20 protein-coding genes and 2 tRNA genes are annotated in these 19,037 nt (G+C 35.3%); 12 read left to right on the forward strand and 10 right to left on the reverse strand.

Features of this window, described 5'->3' with window-relative positions:
* Window positions 1-7: 7 nt before the first annotated feature.
* From SCA31_RS06675 to SCA31_RS06685, 3 genes are all read right to left on the reverse strand, one after another.
* A complete protein-coding gene (locus SCA31_RS06675) occupies window positions 8-1,237 on the reverse strand; it encodes a DUF6051 family protein (protein WP_410696200.1) in 1,230 nt (409 codons plus the stop codon).
* A 223-nt stretch (window positions 1,238-1,460) separates the two neighbouring features.
* Window positions 1,461-1,604: a hypothetical protein gene (locus tag SCA31_RS06680; protein ID WP_410696201.1), complete on the reverse strand. Its 144-nt coding sequence runs from the start codon at window positions 1,602-1,604 to the stop codon at window positions 1,461-1,463.
* A gap of 147 nt (window positions 1,605-1,751) precedes the next feature.
* A complete protein-coding gene (locus SCA31_RS06685) occupies window positions 1,752-2,648 on the reverse strand; it encodes a hypothetical protein (protein ID WP_410696202.1) in 897 nt (298 codons plus the stop codon).
* Between the two features lie 120 nt (window positions 2,649-2,768).
* On the opposite strand from SCA31_RS06685, the gene SCA31_RS06690 reads away from it, so the two are divergent.
* Both SCA31_RS06690 and SCA31_RS06695 read left to right on the forward strand, forming a co-directional pair.
* The gene (locus tag SCA31_RS06690) at window positions 2,769-3,497 is read left to right on the forward strand and encodes a glycine-rich domain-containing protein (protein ID WP_410696203.1); all 729 of its coding nucleotides are present in this window, start codon (window positions 2,769-2,771) and stop codon (window positions 3,495-3,497) included.
* A gap of 12 nt (window positions 3,498-3,509) precedes the next feature.
* Window positions 3,510-3,863 (forward strand): hypothetical protein, encoded by a 354-nt coding sequence (locus SCA31_RS06695; RefSeq protein ID WP_410696204.1) that lies wholly within the window; start codon window positions 3,510-3,512, stop codon window positions 3,861-3,863.
* A 54-nt stretch (window positions 3,864-3,917) separates the two neighbouring features.
* Here the strand turns inward: SCA31_RS06695 and SCA31_RS06700 are convergent, their stop codons facing one another.
* Both SCA31_RS06700 and mnmA read right to left on the reverse strand, forming a co-directional pair.
* Complete coding sequence (locus tag SCA31_RS06700) at window positions 3,918-4,124, reverse strand: hypothetical protein (protein WP_410696205.1); 207 nt, start codon at window positions 4,122-4,124, stop codon at window positions 3,918-3,920.
* 106 nt (window positions 4,125-4,230) lie between these two features.
* A complete protein-coding gene (gene mnmA / locus SCA31_RS06705; RefSeq protein ID WP_410696206.1) occupies window positions 4,231-5,418 on the reverse strand; it encodes a tRNA 2-thiouridine(34) synthase MnmA in 1,188 nt (395 codons plus the stop codon).
* A gap of 212 nt (window positions 5,419-5,630) precedes the next feature.
* Between mnmA and SCA31_RS06710 the strand changes: the two genes are divergently transcribed.
* On the forward strand, window positions 5,631-6,158 hold the full coding sequence (locus SCA31_RS06710) for a hypothetical protein (RefSeq protein WP_410696207.1): 528 nt from the start codon (window positions 5,631-5,633) through the stop codon (window positions 6,156-6,158).
* 185 nt (window positions 6,159-6,343) lie between these two features.
* On the opposite strand, the gene SCA31_RS06715 is transcribed toward SCA31_RS06710, so the two are convergent.
* Window positions 6,344-8,884: an ATP-dependent Clp protease ATP-binding subunit gene (locus SCA31_RS06715; protein WP_410696208.1), complete on the reverse strand. Its 2,541-nt coding sequence runs from the start codon at window positions 8,882-8,884 to the stop codon at window positions 6,344-6,346.
* Window positions 8,885-9,035: 151 nt separating this feature from the next.
* Here SCA31_RS06715 and SCA31_RS06720 point away from each other — a divergent pair, with 151 nt between their 5' ends.
* The 4 genes from SCA31_RS06720 (at window position 9,036) to SCA31_RS06735 (ending at window position 11,877) form a co-directional block, all read left to right on the forward strand.
* Window positions 9,036-9,260 carry a uroporphyrinogen decarboxylase gene (locus tag SCA31_RS06720; protein ID WP_410696209.1) on the forward strand — a complete coding sequence of 75 codons (225 nt, stop codon included), beginning with the start codon at window positions 9,036-9,038 and terminating at the stop codon, window positions 9,258-9,260.
* Window positions 9,260-10,354 carry a glycosyltransferase family 4 protein gene (locus tag SCA31_RS06725; RefSeq protein ID WP_410696210.1) on the forward strand — a complete coding sequence of 365 codons (1,095 nt, stop codon included), beginning with the start codon at window positions 9,260-9,262 and terminating at the stop codon, window positions 10,352-10,354. The genes SCA31_RS06720 and SCA31_RS06725 overlap by 1 nt, the downstream gene beginning before the upstream one ends.
* 129 nt (window positions 10,355-10,483) lie before the next feature.
* Complete coding sequence (locus tag SCA31_RS06730; protein WP_410696211.1) at window positions 10,484-10,903, forward strand: SufE family protein; 420 nt, start codon at window positions 10,484-10,486, stop codon at window positions 10,901-10,903.
* A gap of 2 nt (window positions 10,904-10,905) precedes the next feature.
* Complete coding sequence (locus tag SCA31_RS06735) at window positions 10,906-11,877, forward strand: glycosyltransferase family 9 protein (protein ID WP_410696212.1); 972 nt, start codon at window positions 10,906-10,908, stop codon at window positions 11,875-11,877.
* On the opposite strand, the gene SCA31_RS06740 is transcribed toward SCA31_RS06735, so the two are convergent.
* The 4 genes from SCA31_RS06740 to SCA31_RS06755 all read right to left on the reverse strand — a co-directional run bounded on the left by SCA31_RS06740 (window position 11,867) and on the right by SCA31_RS06755 (window position 14,598).
* The gene (locus SCA31_RS06740) at window positions 11,867-12,988 is read right to left on the reverse strand and encodes a hypothetical protein (protein ID WP_410696213.1); all 1,122 of its coding nucleotides are present in this window, start codon (window positions 12,986-12,988) and stop codon (window positions 11,867-11,869) included. The genes SCA31_RS06735 and SCA31_RS06740 overlap by 11 nt on opposite strands.
* 141 nt (window positions 12,989-13,129) lie before the next feature.
* Window positions 13,130-13,204: transfer RNA gene (locus SCA31_RS06745), tRNA-Val, on the reverse strand.
* A 32-nt stretch (window positions 13,205-13,236) separates the two neighbouring features.
* Window positions 13,237-13,311 (reverse strand) — tRNA-Val (locus tag SCA31_RS06750).
* Between the two features lie 42 nt (window positions 13,312-13,353).
* On the reverse strand, window positions 13,354-14,598 hold the full coding sequence (locus tag SCA31_RS06755) for a bifunctional folylpolyglutamate synthase/dihydrofolate synthase (RefSeq protein ID WP_410696214.1): 1,245 nt from the start codon (window positions 14,596-14,598) through the stop codon (window positions 13,354-13,356).
* A 181-nt stretch (window positions 14,599-14,779) separates the two neighbouring features.
* Here SCA31_RS06755 and SCA31_RS06760 point away from each other — a divergent pair, with 181 nt between their 5' ends.
* The 5 genes from SCA31_RS06760 to SCA31_RS06780 all read left to right on the forward strand — a co-directional run bounded on the left by SCA31_RS06760 (window position 14,780) and on the right by SCA31_RS06780 (window position 18,979).
* Entirely contained in the window at window positions 14,780-16,102 is a 1,323-nt protein-coding gene (locus SCA31_RS06760; protein WP_410696215.1) for a TolC family protein, read from the forward strand.
* A 1-nt stretch (window position 16,103) separates the two neighbouring features.
* A complete protein-coding gene (locus tag SCA31_RS06765) occupies window positions 16,104-16,694 on the forward strand; it encodes a SprT-like domain-containing protein (RefSeq protein ID WP_410696216.1) in 591 nt (196 codons plus the stop codon).
* A gap of 2 nt (window positions 16,695-16,696) precedes the next feature.
* Complete coding sequence (locus SCA31_RS06770; protein WP_410696217.1) at window positions 16,697-17,779, forward strand: mannose-1-phosphate guanylyltransferase; 1,083 nt, start codon at window positions 16,697-16,699, stop codon at window positions 17,777-17,779.
* Between the two features lie 71 nt (window positions 17,780-17,850).
* Window positions 17,851-18,477, forward strand: a complete 627-nt coding sequence (locus SCA31_RS06775; RefSeq protein WP_410696218.1) for a hypothetical protein — start codon at window positions 17,851-17,853, stop codon at window positions 18,475-18,477.
* On the forward strand, window positions 18,446-18,979 hold the full coding sequence (locus SCA31_RS06780; protein ID WP_410696219.1) for a GNAT family N-acetyltransferase: 534 nt from the start codon (window positions 18,446-18,448) through the stop codon (window positions 18,977-18,979). Before SCA31_RS06775 ends, SCA31_RS06780 begins: the two co-directional genes overlap by 32 nt.
* The last annotated feature ends 58 nt before the right edge of the window (window positions 18,980-19,037 follow it).

Genomic DNA, 19,037 nt, shown 5'->3' on the forward strand with positions numbered 1-19,037 from the left:
CCCCTGATCATGATTGGTTGTAAAAATCGGCTGCAGAGTTCATAACTGTATGAAAGGCTTCAGTCACTTCCGTCTTCTGCTTACGAGCCAGAGGAAAAGGAACCATGTGTGAATAATCAAAAGGGAAATCCTTTATCTCAACTTCCACATTGATGTTTCGATAGCCACCCTGCAGGGTATTTAGTGCTTCCATTGGAGGTGCAACAGTATCTTTTTCCAATACAAAAGCCTTTACCTGAGACTGGATTTCAGAGATTCGATCCTCTCTTTCCTTTTGAAAATAATTATATCTGAGCATCTTTTTAAACCAGCTTTCTTGGGGATGGAGATCATCATCCTGATAATGTTTCAGCCTGTTATCAAACTTAAAATCTGAACTTAATAGCTCTGTAAAAACAGATTGCATTTTAATCGTGGCCTGGGAGTCCATAATGTATTTTGAGATCGGAAACATCCTGTCAATGGTCATTCCTCCACAAAAGCAGAAGATCTTTGAGGTGGTGAAGAATCTATATGGATCTGCCATTTTAATAATCAGGGAAAGAAAAGAACCAATAGAATACCCAAACAAATCCAGGCTTGCATCCGGAGATATGCTTTTAATCTTACCGGTTTTAATTTTCTTTACTACTTCAATAATATCAGAATAGGTCTGTAATCCTGACCAAAAGATTCGTTGTGGATGAGCCTCCAGTCTTGAGCTTATTGCTGCATTTACATAGGAAAAATGTGTGTTTTCCGGATATTTTCCCTTTCGGAATTTTACAATTTCCATCATATGATGCCGGTCACTCCAGATAGCTTCTGCACGATCCATATGAAAGGCGATTGGAAATAAAATAATAGCTTTATGAGTTTTTTGAGCCAGTTCATAAGCCCATGGAAGGTATTTATCCCATTTCTTTTCATTCAGACCATGAAAAAAAATAATACATCCATTGGCCGTTTCTATATCAGTTCTTTTCAGAATATGATACTCAAATTTTTTATTGCATTCTATATCAATATCTTTAATATCAACCGAGGGCTGATGATATACCAAATAAGCACTTTCATTGGTTTTCAAGGATTGATGATGTTTGGGACAGGCTAGATTTTCAGAGCCATGAAGCAAATCTGAAACCTTAGACTCAAAGGGGATCGATTCAATAGTTATATTTAAATCTTCAATTTCAATCATCTCTTTTTTGGAATCAAAATGATCTTTCAAAACTTCATATAATTCATAGTATTCCATAACAAGATAATTGGGGTTCAACATTAAAACAATTAAGGTAGGTAATTATTATAGTAAGGTTTTGATTTTAAAAGCTTAAAAGTATTCTAGACATAGGAGAAATAATAATGAAACCCGAAAAAAAACTATTTTGGGGTAGATATGATGAGTAGATATGGGTATTTATTTCTTGTCTTTTTGCTCAGTTTTGATGCTGTATTTTTTACCATTACAGAGGTAAGTACTACCAAAACAATCCATAAAAAAGATCTGATTTCTCAGGATAATAAATCTTCTGGTAAATGTTATAGCTTAAATGCATAGATGCGAGAATGACCCGGACATTGTTGGATTCTGCGTACTGGTTGTTTGAGGTTGAAGTTTTCATAATATTGTTTTTATTGTTATTTATCTAGTAATTATGCCATTCGAATACATTACAGAAAAATTTCAAAAAACTTTATCTCTTTACCAAAGTATACATTCAGTAATGCAAAATCAAAATGATTAGATATCTAAAAAATTACACTCTTAACTATCTGTAATCAATTCTATTAGATTCAGTGTCTTCAAGTTGTTTAATAATAGATTCCGGGATCTCATCACTGTCTATGGGAAGGCTGATAGAATCGGAAATAAAGTTCTTTCTGTCTGCTTTCTGAAAGATTTCAAATAAGGCAATAGGTTCCTGATTAAAACTGATACAGGTACTGATGAAATGAAGCTCATGAAGTTTATACTCCGGATTCTTAAGCTTTTCTTTAATATCTTTTATTCTCGATATAAAATGCCTCTGTCTGATAAATGTATTGCTGTTCATGATAATAAAAACATAATCGGAATAGGCGGTGACCTTTCCAAAATATTTATGATGGTCACCGCCACTTCTTTCGATAAAATACTCACCTGTAGTTTCAGACTTATAGATTTCCATGGCCGAGCGCCAGATCCGGTCTTCTTTAGCTTGTGTGGGATTCTCAGGAAGATTTCTGTTGTAGGAATACCAACAGCCTACTAAACGATCCAATAACATGGTATTCAGCTTTACATTATTCATATCAATCTTAAGATCGTTAAAATTGAAAGCCTCTGTATTGGAATTAATGAAGTCAATGTAGTTCGAATATCCCAAAACCCTAACAATCAGACTTAATTTTGCCAAATTTGGTCTGCTTAAAACGGCATTTTCGTTTTGATAGAATTTCTTTAATTTATTGATAATCAAATGTTCATAAAGATAATTTGAACCCAGAAGATCTGGACTCTTTTTTATTCCTTTCTCGGAATGGTCACTGGCAATAAGGTCATTAAGCTCTGCACAGATATAGGACCATTCTGTTTTGGTAACGTCTTCCCAATGGTTTTTCTTTAAAAATTGACGGCTTAAGAAGTTCATCAGTTTCTCAAGGTGAAGGAGATCTTCTTTTTTCATTTGTTATTATATTTTTTACAAGACTAATTTAAGATTTTTATCAGACTAAAGAATACCATAGAAAGACTTTTATATTGTAAAATCCATTGATATTTGAGTAGAAAAACAAATGTTAGAACAATGGAAACAAGAATGTTATTAAAAGATGAGTTCCTCTGGAACAGAATTCAGGAATTTTCACTGGACGCTCCCGATGCTGATTTTCCCTTTTCGAAAAAACTGGCAAAAGAAGAAAATTGGAGTGTTGATTTTGCCCGAAAGGCGATAGAAGAATACAAAAGGTTTGTGTACCTCTGCTGTATTCTTCCCAATGGAGCTTCACCAAGCAAAATAGTAGATAAGGTCTGGCATATGCATCTGATCTATACCCAAAACTATTGGGAGGAATTTTGTCCGAATATTCTAAAAAAGCCTTTGCATCACCATCCATCGAAAGGAGGATCTAATGAAAGTATTAAACACAAGCATTGGTTTACCAATACCTTAAAGAACTACAAAGAAATTTTTCAATCTGAAGCCCCTCAGGAAATCTGGCACGAACAGGAAAAGGCTCATTGTAAGACCAAGTGGTGGCGAAGACTGCGGCTAATTCCATTTTTTGGACTTCTTTTTATGCTATCATCCTGCCTTGGAGAGATTATAGGCACTGTAACATCTATAGTTTTTAGTATGCTGGGAATTTTTGCTTTTGGAATTGTAGTTTCTCTAATTCAGAATACAAATGGTAAAAAGAATAAGGATTCCGGATCAAGTTCTGGAGAAAGCGGTGGCAGTGGAGGAAGCAGTTGTAGCGGTGGGGGAAGCTGCGGAGGTGGATGTGGGGGTTGCGGAGGCGGCTGTGGTGGATAAAAATGAATACCTATGAAAAAGATAATCATTCACTCAGTTCCAATAGTGATAAGTTTTATGTGGCTTATCGAAACATGCCGGGCACTTAATCCATTTACGCTGAAAGGTCCCGGATTTCTGAAATTTTATTTACTTCTTTTACTCGGGTTTTATTTTTCAGTTTTTATATTAAAATTATTAAAGGAAACCATTTCGAAAACCACACTTTATGTTATGCTGTTCATCTTCGTGGTGGGAATCATAAAATTAATAAGAGGAATTTTATTAGGAAAACCTGTAGGATTTTTAATAATTATTTTAATTTCGGAATGTATTGTAATATTATTGTTTAGATTATTTCATGTAAAGAATGAAATTAAGAAGTAGTATCAAAAACAAACCCGAAACAAAATGCTTCGGGCTTTATATAAATTGTTGAAATTAATTATTTTTTTGACTATCCTTTGTCTGTTTATGACCATATTTTCGGATCATAACAGAAGTGAGAACTACTAAAATAAGGCTTATTCCTATGTTTGAATTATCGGGGTGAACAATTGCCTGATACAAATTATAGCCAAAAATGGCGGATACTATGGCAATAAGGATATTGTTAGCATAAGCATACGGGTTTGTTGAAGTTTTCATAATGATATTTTTTATTGTTATTTATCCAGTAAGTATGACAATTCAAAATACGTTACAAAAAAAAATAAAAAATATTTTTAATTAAAATAAAGCTTCAAAATAAGTTCTACGAGATTACTCCGCTTCCAATAAGTTCATCGTCAATATACCATGATGCAAACTGTCCTTCAGCAATGGCAGATTGAGGTTCTTCAAATTCAACATAAAAACCATCTTCAAACTGATAAAGAGTTGCTTTCTGTAAAGACTGTCTGTATCTGAATCTTGCCAATACTTCCATAGATTCTCCATTCTTCAACTTCATATCTTCACGAACCCAATGCAATTCAGAATTGTCAATTTTTAAAGCTTTTTTATAAAGACCAGGGAACTTATTTCCTTCTCCTACAAAAATAATATTGTTTTCCATGTCTCTGGATATAATAAAGCAGCTTTCTTTGTGTCCGCCAATGCCTAGCCCCCTACTTTGTCCGATAGTGAAAAATTGAGCGCCTTGATGCTTTCCAATTGCCTTTCCGTCAGCCTTTTTATAGTCGATTTTTCTTGAAAGAAATTCAAGCTCCTCCTTCTTGGAAGAGAATGTCGGTTTTTCTTCAGCAAATAATGGGGAATCTTTGAAAATCTCAACGATTTCACCCTCATTTGGTTTAAGTTGCTGTTGTAAGAATTGGGGAAGGCTTACTTTTCCAATGAAGCACAATCCCTGAGAATCTTTTTTATCAGCCGTTACTAGGCCTATTTCTTTCGCAATCTCTCTTACCTGAGGCTTTGTAAGCTCGCCAATAGGAAATAAGGCTTTAGACAACTGATCCTGGCTTAACTGACAAAGGAAATAAGATTGATCCTTATTGTTATCTTTTCCGGCAAGAAGATGAAAAACTTCCTTACCATTTTCATCCATAGTTGAATTGACTCTTGCATAATGTCCTGTAGCCACCTTATCAGCACCTAAAGACATTGCCGTTTTCATAAAGACATCGAATTTTACTTCTCTGTTACACAAAACATCAGGATTTGGCGTTCTTCCTTTTTGATACTCATCGAACATATAATCTACAATACGTTCTTTGTAAAGGTCGCTCATATCTATAACCTGGAAAGGAATTCCCAGTTTCTGGGCAACCATCAGGGCATCATTGCTGTCCTCAATCCAAGGACATTCATCTTCTAATGTTACGGAAGCATCATTCCAGTTTCTCATAAACAAGGCGACTACCTCATGGCCTTGCTGTTGTAGCAAATATGCTGTGACACTTGAATCTACACCTCCGGAGAGGCCTACTACTACTTTCATTGTATTTCAATTTTACGAAACTCTTAACGGGAGTTCTTAGTTTGACCCGGCAAAAATACAACTAAAAAAATTCGTAAAAAAACCATAATTTTAAGCATTGATAAAAACGATAGTAGTATAAAAGATACAATTAACGGAGTTTTCAATGACCGAATGCCGGTGAAAATGATGATGATGTATCAATATCCTTAGACAAAATAAAATATTTACATATGAAAAAGTTTATTATTTCAATGGTGCTGATGATCTCAGGATCAGTTTTTTCCCAGGTTTCAATAGGTACTCCGGTACAGGAGAATAATAAATGGACCTTTGGTGGCGGAATAGGTCTTGGGTTTGGAAGCAACAGCTCATTCTATCTACAGGCTTCTCCAAGAGTAGGATACCGTCTTACTGAAGATCTTGAAGCAGGAGCCGTGGGAAGTGTTTCATGGCAGACTTCAGATTATTATAGATCCACGATGTTCGGGATAGGACCTTTTGTCAATTATTATATTGCGCGCTCGTTTTATTTAAGTGCAAACTTCCAACATTACTTCATCAATTATAATGATAAATATTACGATTACAAGTACAACAGAGAAGAAAATGCATTATATCTTGGTGGAGGCTACATGCAGAGAATAGGAAATAATTCCTTTATGCAGTTAGGATTAATGTATAATGTGCTTTGGAAAGAAAATTCAAGTGTATTTTCAAATGGCTTGGTCCCCAATATCGGTTTTGTGGTAGGCCTTTAATCGTTAATCTACGGAAAAATTTTGCAGCTTAAATATAATCTCGCAGATTTTCCAGATAATTTAGATTGTAATATAGATATTCAATAGAGATAGACTTTAGCCAAAGCCTATTTAGAATACAATTAAAAATAAAAAGCACCGGAAACTTTCCGGTGCTTTTCTATTGAAATTAGATTGTTTATTTATTAAGGTTGAGAAGATTTTTCAGCTGCTGATGATTTCTTTGGCTTTGACGTTTTTCCCACCAATCCGTCTTTTGCTTCATTAAGTTCAAGAATTACAGTTTCTCCTTCATTTAATTGTTTGTTTACCAGCATTTCTGCCAATAAATCTTCAATATACTTCTGGATAGCTCTTTTCAGTGGTCTTGCACCAAAGTCTTTATCCCATCCTTTTTCAGAAATAAAGTCTTTTGCTTCTTCAGTTAATTCTACCTTATAACCTAATTTTTCAAGTCTGCCATAAAGCTTGTTCAGTTCAATATCAATGATTTTCTTGATATCATCCTGTACAAGAGAGTTGAAGATCACAATATCATCAATTCTGTTTAAGAATTCTGGAGCAAATGCTTTTTTAAGGGCATTTTCAATAGTACTTCTTGCTCTTGAATCAGACGTTGTCTTTTTAGCTGAAGTTCCGAATCCTACACCATCCCCGAAATCTTTAAGATCTCTTGTTCCAATATTGGAAGTAAGAATGATGATTGTATTTCTAAAGTCTATCTTTCTGCCTAAACTATCTGTAACGTGTCCTTCATCCAGAATTTGTAACAGAATATTGAATACATCCGGGTGAGCTTTTTCAATCTCATCCAAAAGAACCACGGCATAAGGCTTTCTTCTTACTGCTTCAGTTAACTGCCCCCCTTCTTCGTATCCTACATATCCCGGAGGCGCTCCAACCAATCTTGAAACTGCAAATTTCTCCATGTATTCACTCATATCAATTCGGATCAGAGATTCATCTGATTCAAAAAGTTCTCTCGCCATTACTTTTGCAAGCTCGGTTTTACCAACCCCTGTTGTTCCAAGGAAGATAAATGTACCAATTGGACGGTTAGGATCCTTAAGACCTGCTCTGTTTCTTTGAATAGCCTTAACTACTTTCTTCACAGCATCTTCCTGACCTATTACTTTTCCGTTCAGTTTCTCATCCATCTGAGCCAATTTATCAAGCTCGTTTTTGCCCACTTTCGTTACAGGAACACCACTCATCATAGAAACCACTTCCGCAACACTTTCTTCACTTACGGTTTCTTTTTTCTCCTTAACATCTTTATCCCATTTTTCCTGAGCAGCATTCAGTTCCATCTGAAGACGTTCCTCTTCATCTTTAAGCTTTCTTGCTTCAAGATAATCCTGAGCTTTTACAGCTTTTTGTTTCAATTCCTTGATATCTTCAATTTTCTTTTCAAAATCAATGATCTCAGTAGGAACTTTCATGTTTTTAATATAAACTCTGGAACCCGCTTCGTCCATAGCATCAATAGCTTTGTCCGGTAGGAAACGATCCGTAATATATCTTGATGTCAAATTGACACATGCATTAATTGCCTCAGGAGTATAAATTACATTGTGATGTTCTTCATACTTATCCTTAATCTGGTTCAAAATCTGAATAGTTTCCTCAATAGAAGTAGGTTCCACCATTACTTTCTGGAATCTTCTTTCTAAAGCTCCGTCTTTTTCAATGTACTGACGGTATTCATCTAGAGTGGTAGCCCCGATGCATTGAATTTCACCTCTTGCCAAGGCTGGTTTGAACATGTTGGATGCATCCAGGCTTCCTGTAGAACTTCCCGCACCTACAATGGTGTGAAGCTCATCAATGAATAAGATGACATCTCTGTTTTTCTCCAGCTCTGTCATGATCGCTTTCATTCTTTCCTCAAACTGACCACGGTATTTTGTTCCGGCTACTAAACTTGCCAGATCCAAAGTGATCACACGTTTTCCGTAAAGAACTCGTGACACTTTTTTTTGTTGAATTCTTAATGCCAACCCCTCCGCGATCGCAGATTTACCAACTCCCGGTTCCCCAATAAGAAGCGGATTGTTTTTCTTTCTACGTGATAGGATCTGAGAAACTCTCTCAATTTCTTTTTCACGACCAATTACTGGGTCTAATTTTCCATCTCTTGCCAGGGAAGTTAAGTCTCTACCAAAGTTATCCAAAGTTGGAGTCTTACTTTTTGCAGAGCCCAGGTTTCCTGTAGGCTTTCTCATCTGCTCAAAATCCTCTCTTTCATCATCGTCATCATAAGCACTCATCTGTGGTGACTGCCCGGAATTTTTAAGCATAGTTTGGTACTCTTTTGAAACACCCTCATAGTCGATGTCATAAGCTCCCAAAATATTTGAAGTAGGATCTTCATATTTATAAAGAATACCTAAAAGCAGGTGAACGGTATTAATTTCATTGCTTTTATACTGTCGGCATTCTAACTCTGCACGTTTAATAGCATGATCTGCCATCTTGGTGAAAGAAATATTGGTAACCTCCTCAGAAATAGGATTAAGACTTGCTGTATTTAGAGTTTCAATTTTTCTTCTGATTTGTGTTAAATCCGCATTAAGGTTTTGAAGGATTTCTTTTGCAGAGTTTTCCGTTTTTATAATACCTAAAAGTAGATGTTCTGTATTGAGAAATTCACTTTTCAGCCTTTTAGCTTCGCTTTTGCTTTGTTTGAACACTTGGCTCAAACCTTGTGAAAACTTATAATCCATAATATATCTCATTAGAATAAAGGCAACATTACCATTTATCCATTATCTAAATTACAAATATTTTACCAAAAATCAATTAATGACTTTATGGCAGAAAAAATTTTATTATCTTATTGAAAATGATTAAGTTTGTTATTCTTAAAATTTTCCCATGAATCCTGAAATGACCACTTATGTCGGATACTCTGCCTCGGTTTTTATCGTACTGAGTTTCATATTGAAAGATGTAAGAAAAATCAGAGTTGTTAATATGATCGGCTGTATGTGCTTTGTCATTTATGGTTTCTTTAGTGGACCTTTATGGCCGGTTATCATTCCAAACGGACTTATTTGCTTTATTCAGGTCTATCATTTACTGCTTGGAAAGAGGGAATAATGAAAAAAAAACTAATAACATCTGCTTTCAGTAATTTATATACAGACCAGCGTATTGAAAAGGTTTGTCAGACTTTGCATGAAAATGGGTATACTATTGAACTGATTGGAAATGACTGGAAAGGAGCCGAAAAAATGCAGCGTCCTTATTCTTTTTCAAGGATCCATTTAATTTCAAAGAGCTTAAAAACAGCCTATTTTGAATTTAACTGGAAGTTATATCATGAATTAAAAAGAAAAGCAGATCAGAATACGATTCTTCATGCCAATGATATTGATGCTTTGTTTCCAAATTATCTTATTGCTAAAAAGCTGAACATTCCTTTGGTTTTTGACAGTCATGAAATTTTTTCAGAAATGCCTGCAGTTCAGGGCAAAATGTCACAAAAACTGTGGCGTTATGTCGAAAAAACAGTTATTCCAAAACTTACATGGATGATTACGGCGAGCGGAAGCTATGCAAAATGGTTTCAAAAAACATATGGAATTCATCCGGTGGTGGTTCAAAACGCACCACGAAAAATGAATTTTGACTTCGAAATACCTGAAAATAATCCCAAAATTCTTTTATATCAAGGCGCAATCAATCCTTTTAGGGGAATTGATAAAGTGATTATGGCCATGCATCATTTAGACAATGTAGTGCTAAAAATAGCAGGGGACGGCCCTAAAAAAGAGGAGTATGAAAATTTAGTGATCCAAGAAAAGCTCCAAGATAAAGTTCAGTTTTTGGGAAAATTAATGCCTGAAGATTTGAGAAAGGTTACGATAACAGCTGACTGTGGAATGAGCATTGAAGAAAATGGAGGAGATAGTTACCTTTATTCATTACCCAATAAGGTGTTAGATTGTATTCAGGCACGTGTTCCGTTGATTCTGTCAAATATTCCTGAATTGCAGAATATTAAAAATCAGTTTGATGTAGGAGAAACGATTTCTGATCATCAGCCCAAAAATATTGCAGCTGCAGTTGAAAAAGTTGTAAGCAGAGGACGGGAAAACTATCTGGAAGAACTTGAAAAAGCTTCAAAAGTTCTTTGTTGGGAGAATGAAGAAATAAAATTGCTGGAAGTTTTTAATAAAGCATCCCAATAAAATAAATCTAAACCAAAGTCTCTGTTCATAGGATATAGATGCGTTTTTTGTATTTTATGAATCCATCTTTTATCTTAAAATCTTAAAAGTCTAAAATTAATTATCTTTGCACAAAGAAATTTGTGAAAAATGACCATTAAAGAAAAACAGCAGGAAATAATCGACGAATTTGCGTTTCTTGACGACTGGGAGCAGAAATATGAATATATTATTGATCTCGGAAAAGAATTGAAAGGTTTTCCGGAAGACAAGAAAATAGATGAAAATCTGATTAAAGGCTGCCAAAGCAAAGTATGGATTGATGCTGAATTTAAAGACGAAAAACTTTTCTTTAATGCAGATTCTGATGGAATTTTGCCAAAAGGAATTGTTTCGCTTTTAGTGAGTATTTATAGTGGACATTCTACTCAGGAAATTTTGGATTCTGATTTTGAATTTATTTCAGAGATTGGATTACAGGAATTTCTTTCGCCATCCAGAGCTAATGGACTGATGGCTATGACAAAACAAATTAAATTTTACGCAGTTGCCTATCAACTGAAATCATAACCGTGACCAGAATTTTAGCATATCGTTTCTCTGCATTTGGAGATGTTGCAATGACTGTTCCTGTTTTCAGGGAGTTTTTGGAGCAAAATCCTGATGTGGAAATTATTATGGTTTCCAGAAAAAATTTTGAAGCCTTATTTGCCGGTATTCCCAATGTTACATTTAAAGGAATTGATCTTGATGACTATAAAGGGTTCTTTGGATTAAGAAAATTAAGTAATGAATTGGTTAAGGAGTTTAATCCGGATTGTGTTGCCAATCTTCATGATGTGATCAGAACGAAGATTCTGGATAGGATTTACAGAAGAAAAGGATTAAAGGTTTTTAAGATCAATAAAGGAAAAGAAGAGAAAGAGCAACTTACGGATGTCTGGAATCTGGATAAAGTTCAATTGAAAAAAACAGTTGAACGTTATGCCGATGTTTTCAGAGAGATGGGTTTTAAAGTAGAGCTTTCTCAAAAACGTAGACCTTTTCCGGGCTATAAATCAGGAATTGGCTTTGCTCCTTTTGCTCAGCACAAGGGAAAGATGCTTCCTCTGGAAAAATCTTTTGAACTTGCCAGGATCCTGGCTCAAAAACATACGGTGTATTTTTTTGGAGGAGGAAAAAAAGAAACTGAAACCCTTGAAGAATGGGAACGTCAAATCCCCAATACCAAAAGTCTTTCCGGAAGATTAAGCCTTACAGAAGAACTTAATAAAATTGCTGAACTGGAAGTCATGATTTCAATGGATTCTGCTAATATGCATTTGGCAAGCATCGTAGGGACAAGATGTATCTCAATATGGGGGGCAACACATCCTTATGCCGGCTTCTTGGGGTTCGGACAGAGTGAGGATGATGTCATTCAGGTAAAGGATCTGAGCTGCAGACCATGTTCTGTTTTTGGTGATAAGGAATGCTACAGAGGAGATTGGGCGTGTCTGGAGGAGTTTAATATTCAGAAAGTAATACAGGCGGTTAATCTTTAAAAATAACCTTTATCATCTCTTGTGCTTTAGATTCGTCAGAATGGGTTTTTTCCAAAACTGTTTTTCTACGTTCACTTCCAGTATAATTCTTTTCTGCAATATCAATAATATGTTGTCGGATTTCCTCTGTATTGGAACCATAAAGACACAACTCTTTTAACGATTTGTCATCCGTAATGTTTTGATTGATAATAACAAATCGGCTGTTATAAAGCGAGTTGAAAAGCTTTACCTTGGTTCCGGAATTTTGAAAAGATAATAAGATATTGGCTTGGGCATTTTCTAGGAGATGATATAAATTTTCGTTGGTTTCAATGGGAACCAGGTTTATATTCTCAATAGCATTGATTTTCTTTTTAAGGTCATCTGAAGCACGATCTGAAGCTACAATGAGTTTGTATTCAGAAAGACCTTTGAATAGCTCAATGACTTCGTCTAATGCCTTTTTATTGTCTGAAATACTCAGGTCCCCATGGAAAAGGAAGTAATCTCCTTTTTTGTCAAGAATCTTTACCGTAAGATTGCCATGGAAAATATGAATGAGTTTTGCATTTCCAGAGTAGTTTTCAGTCTCATAATATTCCTTTTCAGAAAGACAAAAAACAGATTTGAATTCTTTTAAATATTTTTTTTGATAGCTTTTATATTTGATAGCTTCAATCTTATAAATAATCTTTTTTAAAATATTCTTTTCCGAAAAAGAGAGCCCTTTGTAATACTCAGCTTCATTGTTATGAAGCCGCAGATATAGGGGATGTCCCTTGTCTTTTAATTGAGCGAGAAAGTTTGTCGTTTGTAAGCCTTCAAAAAGAATGGGGGCTTTAGTTTTTGCCAAATTATTGAGCAGGATATTTGAGTTCCTTATTGCGGCGGCAAATGGGGTAAATGAAAGATAAAGAAACGGATTTCTTTTCTTTTGATAAAAAAATACATTTTCTGTAATATGTGTAATCTCCGGATCTGTTTTTTCAGGAATTTGATTCACAAAACAGTGGAGATGAACCTTTACTCCCAGATCTGATAAAGCCTTGATTTTGTAATAAACATCTATAACACCACCATAAGACGGAGGATAGGGGTAATTAAATGATATGACATGAAGAGCTTTCAATGGTGGTAAATATTAATCTTTAGGGAGGCAAAGGTAAAGAAATCCGGTGGAATCTTTTCCCAATTTAAAGTAAGCTTAATAGGTAAAAAGATTTGAGGTATTTAAAAATAAAAAATCTCCCAGTTTCCTGAGAGATTTTTGTGGGCCCTGAGGGATTCGAACCCCCGACCCTCTGGGTGTAAACCAGATGCTCTGAACCAACTGAGCTAAGAGCCCGAATTTTTTTTAAAGGTTTCGTTTCCTTTCTGTGGGTCCTGAGGGATTCGAACCCCCGACCCTCTGGGTGTAAACCAGATGCTCTGAACCAACTGAGCTAAGAACCCTCTAGACTTGTTCTCTTGTTTAGAGTGGTGCAAATATACGACTTATTCCTTTATCTCCAAATTTTTTTCTAAAAAATCTCCCACAACAAAGTTGCTTCCACCAATAAAAATCATTTCTTCTTTTGTACATCGTTCTTTTGCAGATAGATACGCTTTCTGTACAGAATCAAAAATTTTATAAAAAATTTTCGCCTCTTGGAGTAGATTTTCATAATCTTCGGGATGTCTTCCCCTGTTGACGGATGGTTTGGCAAAATAAAACTCAGAATTTTCAGGAAGCAAACCCATCACTTCATCTATGTTTTTGTCATTTACAAACCCTAAAATGACATGCTTGTGCTTATCAATAGAATTTAATTGTGAAAAAACATACTCAAGGCCTGCTTGATTGTGTCCCGTATCACAAATGGTAAGCGGATCTTTTGAAAATTCAAACCAGCGACCAATGAACCCTGTATTTTGATGAACATTCAGTAAACCATTCTCCAGATTCTTATCTGTAATGTTTACATGCAGCTTTCGCAATTCTTCAACAATTGCAAGAACAACACGGATATTTTTTTGTTGGTAATTTCCTTTCAAATCAGAACTAAGTATATTATGAAGTAGGGTAGCGTCTATAAAAGGAGCCTCTTCAGCAATGGCTTTTTTTCTGATGATATTTTTTACCACCTCATTCTCATCTCCTGAAATGACAGGTGTATTATGTTTGATGATGCCTGCTTTCTCTCCGGCAATCTCCTCAATGGTGTTTCCCAATATGTTTTGATGATCAAGCTGAACGTTCGTTATTGCAGAAATCAAAGGTGTTATGATGTTTGTTGAGTCCAATCTTCCACCCAGGCCTACCTCAATAATGGCAAAATCCACCTGTTGCTGATAAAAATATTCAAAGGCCATGATGGTTGTAAATTCAAAAAAAGACGGAAGGATTTCTTCTGGGATGTTTTTAAGCTTTTGAACAAAATCAAAGACAAATTCTTTATTGCAGTTTTTACCATTCACTTTAATACGCTCAGTAAAATCTATAAGGTGAGGAGAGTTATATAAACCTACTTTATAGCCTGCTTCCTGAAGAACTGAAGCCAGCATATTACTTGAAGAACCCTTTCCGTTGGTTCCACCTACATGAATACACTTTATTTTTTCCTGAGGATTTCCAAAGGAAGCACAAAGCTTGGTGATATTATCTAATCCTGGTTTATAGGCTTTTTGTCCATCTATTTGATAGTTGGGCATCTGTACGAAAAGCCAGTCGATAGCTTCCTGATATTGTTCATTTGTCATATTGCAAAATTCTCAAAAGTTTTATGAAAATAAAACAATTTTTTTCAATCTGTAACTTTTTTATATTTACTTCGTCTAATAGGGAAAAATCTTAATATGAAATCGCTGTGATTTGCAAGGACAAATCCCAATAAAATGACACGATTCCATATGACCATTAAAAACAAATAAACATCTACATATGAAAAAAGTTTGGATTATCGTTTTTGGACTAAGTTGTCTGGGATTAAGTGCTCAGAAGAAATGGTCCTTAAAAGAATGCGTAAGCTATGCAGTGGAGCATAATCTTCAGGTTATCCAAAATCAATATTCCAAGCAAAACCAAGAATATAACCTTAAAGCAGCTAAAAAAGATTACTTGCCTTCTGTATCGGGGAGTATGGTGAATGGAGTGAGCTTCGGACAAGGATCATTAGGAGCAGGAAGTTATAGAAACGATAGATTCAATAACAGTATTGGAGTAAGTGCTGATGTTTTGGTTTACAATAATGGAAGATTAGAGAAGAACGTAAGAAAGCTTCAGTTTGATGTAGAAGCAAGCCAATACGATATTGAAGCAATCAAAAATGACATCTCTGTACAAATTGCCCAACAATATTTAACAGCTTTGTTGAACAAAGAAATTGTTAAGATCTCTCAAAGTGCTGTAGAAAATGCTAAAAAGCAGCACGACAGAGCAAAGATAACCACTCAGGTTGGAACTACGGCTCAGACTGTTTTGGCGGAAGCAGAAGCAGCATGGGCGAGAGAAAAACAAAATCTTAAAACAGCAGAGGTTAATGTAGGAAGAGCTTTGTTTGCAATCGCTCAGCTTTTACAACTTTCAGATTATAAAGATTTTGATGTAGAAAATGTAGATATTCCTGAAGTATTAGATTCACAGTTGGTAACTGTTGACGAGGTTCTTACAAAAGCTTATGATATACAGCCTCAAATAAAAGCTGCTGAAAGCAGAATAAGATCTGCCGAAGCACAAACCGAGGTAAGTAAAACGGCATTCTGGCCTACATTAACAGCGAGTGCTGGTCTTAATACGTTCTATAATAAATCATTTAATGTTCCACCAGGTGTGGTGCAGGGAACTTTTTTTGAACAATATAATGATCAGTTTGGGCAAAATGTAGGGATATCGCTTAATATTCCTATCTTCAATAAAGGGAAAACAAAATTACAGGTTGAACAGTCTAAGTTAAATGAAAGCGTTAGTAAAATTACTCTTGAACAGCAGAAACAAACGGTAAGACAGAATATACAGAAAGCTCAGTTTGATGCTGATGCCAACTATGAATCATATCTTGCTGCTCTAGAGGCTGAAAAAAGCTCCAAGCTTGCCCTTGATTTTGCTGATAAAAGCTATGCTGCAGGAAAAACAACCATTTACGACGTTAACGTTGCAAGAAATAATTATGCAAATGCACAGGGATCCGTAGCGCAGGCAAAATATAATTATCTTTTCAGTCTTAAATTATTGAATTTCTATGCAGGAATTCCATTAAGTTTGTAAAATGTCTATCCAATCTTTAGAGAAATATTTACCACAAAATACACTTAAATATTTAAGAATTTGGTTTTCAGACTACTATATTCATATAAAGGTCACAAGAAACAGAAATTCTAAACTGGGAGATTATAGAAAACTTCCGGACAATTCTCATGAAATTACGGTAAACTCAACACTTACCCCACCACTTTTTTTCTTTGTGCTTACCCATGAGCTGGCACACCTAATTGCTTTTGAAAAATATGGAAGAAGAATTTCTCCTCATGGCAATGAGTGGAAAGAAACTTTTAGAAATATGCTTATTGAAAGCCTCGAAGTTTATGATGAAGATCTAAGGCCCATTATTGTAAAGTTTTCAAAATCACCAAAGGCAAATTTTATGGCCAGCCCTGATCTTGTAAGATATTTTCATACTGAGAAACAAGATGATAGCCTGCGTTTTATTGAAGAACTTAAGAAAGGTGAATTTTTTATATATCGCAACGAAAAGTATTTATTAGAAGGTCTGATTAAAAAAAACTATCTTTGTAAGAACCTGGCTACTGGAAGGAAGTATTCTTTTAAGCCTTTAGCAAGGGTAGAAAAATGTAGCTAAGAATGTTAAAATCAGATAGATACTGTGTGATAATGGCAGGAGGGATCGGGAGCCGGTTCTGGCCGATGAGTACACAGAAATTTCCCAAACAGTTTCAGGATATTCTAGGTACCGGACGTACTATGATTCAACAAACGTATGACAGAATCAGTAAGGTAATTCCTAAGGAGCAGATATTCGTAATTACGAATAAAGAATACGTAGCGCTTTCCCACCAGCAGCTTCCGGAGCTTCCGGAGCAGAATATTGTGGGAGAACCCTTGATGAAAAATACGGCAGCCTGTAACCTTTACATGGCTAATAAGATTGCTGAAATTAACCCTAATGCCACCATGATTGTTCTTCCGGCGGATCATCTCATTCTGAAAGAAGACGTTTTTCTGGAAAAGGTGGAACTAGCCTTTGACCTGGCGGCTAAACATGATTATCTGGTTACACTTGGAATTACCCCTACAAGACCCGATACCGGTTATGGGTATATTCAATTCGTAGAAAAGAAAAATTCTGAATATTTTAAGGTAAAAACATTTACGGAAAAGCCTATTCTTGAGCTTGCTCAAAGCTTTCTGGAAAGTGGTGATTTTCTTTGGAATGCAGGAATATTTATTTGGAATATGAAAAGTATTCACCATGCATTTGATATGTATCTTCCTGAGATGACGCAGCATTTTATGGCTTGCGAGTATAACTCTGAAAAGGAAAACAATTGTATAGAAACAATTTATCCGAAAGTTCAGAAGATCTCCATTGATAACGGAATCTTGGAAAAAGCTAAAAATGTGTATGTTATTCCATCAGATTTGGGGTGGAGTGACCTGGGAACCTGGACGTCCGTCTATGAAAATACAGAAAAGGATAAGGATGGAAATGCGGTGAAATTAAGACATCTACTGACTTATAACGCCAAGGGAAATATCATCCGTTTAAGAAACAATAACAAGGCTGTTATTATTGATGGACTAGAAAATTATATTGTTGTTGATACAGACAAGGCTCTTTTGATTTGTCCCAGAGATAATGATCAACTGATCAAAGATTACGTTCTTGATTTAAAGAACTTCAAGAAAGGCGACAAGTTTATGTAATATTTGGTATCTTTTATGCTGATTTTTAAGTTATGATTAAAATTGCATTCCGATTAACAACTTTTATATGTATGTTTTGGGCAATTCTGGGGTATTCTCAGGAGAAGAAAAAATTTTCAAGTATTCCAAATATTTTACAGAGAATCAGTCCTGATGACAGGGTAGATTCTTGGACATTAGTATACAATAGCTACGGAAAAGGTGAGGAAATAAAGATTTCCGGAGGGAAAATGACTTATACCCCTCAATTCTCAGGATTTAATCTGTTTCCAAGCGAAGACAGCTTTTATTATATTGCCTATTCTTTAGGAGGAAAAATCAATTACATTCTTGATGTAGAGGCGCTGAAGAAATTTGTCGGAAAGATTGATAACGCTCAGGAAGTTGCTATATTATTGGCTTCTGACGGTTATATTGTTGATGAGGAATTTAAGGATCTTGCAGGGAACTATCACGAGGATCAATCCAGTTATTATCTGGATCTTGGAAAAGTGACCTCAAGAGAATGTCCCTACCAGAAAACACATTATACTTTAACCGTAAATAAAGCTACAGGACTTGTTTCGAATGTAAAGGACAATGGTACTTATATTGAGCTTTACAATAAAAAATGTGCTAATAACCCGAGACTTTTAAAAATCGAAAAAAAGGAAGAACCAAAGAAAGATGAGCCTAAAAAAACAACTAAACGCAGATAAGATTTACGAAACCGAACGTTTAATTCTTCGTCCAATGTCTCCGGAAGACAGGGATTTCATTTTTGAACTTTACAACGCACCCAAATTCCTTCAATATATTGGGGATCGTAATATTAAAACGATTGAAGATGCAGAAAACTATATCAGAAATAGGTTTATGCCACAGATCGAAAGATTAGGATATGGGAATTATCTTTTGATGACCAAAGAGGGAAGTAAGAAAATAGGTGCGGTGGGTATCTTTGAAAGAGAAGGATTGGATATTTTAGATATAGGATATTCTCTTTTGGAAGAATTTGAAGGAAAAGGATACGCCTATGAAGCTGCCCAAAAGGTAAAATCCATTGGTATGGAAGAGTTTGGGTTGGCAAAAATTTCAGCAATCATTTCAAAGGATAATGTTTCTTCACAGAAGCTGATTGAAAAATTAGGATTGAAATTTCAGAAACACGTTACACTTCCTGGAGAAAATGAAGAATTGAATTACTACGAAACAGAGTAAAAATAAGCTTACAAAATAAATAAATCCACAAACAGACAACCGTTCTATTTGTGGATTT

Origin of the sequence: Chryseobacterium sp. SIMBA_028 (genome assembly GCF_046535285.1) — a bacterium.
Taxonomy (GTDB): domain Bacteria; phylum Bacteroidota; class Bacteroidia; order Flavobacteriales; family Weeksellaceae; genus Chryseobacterium.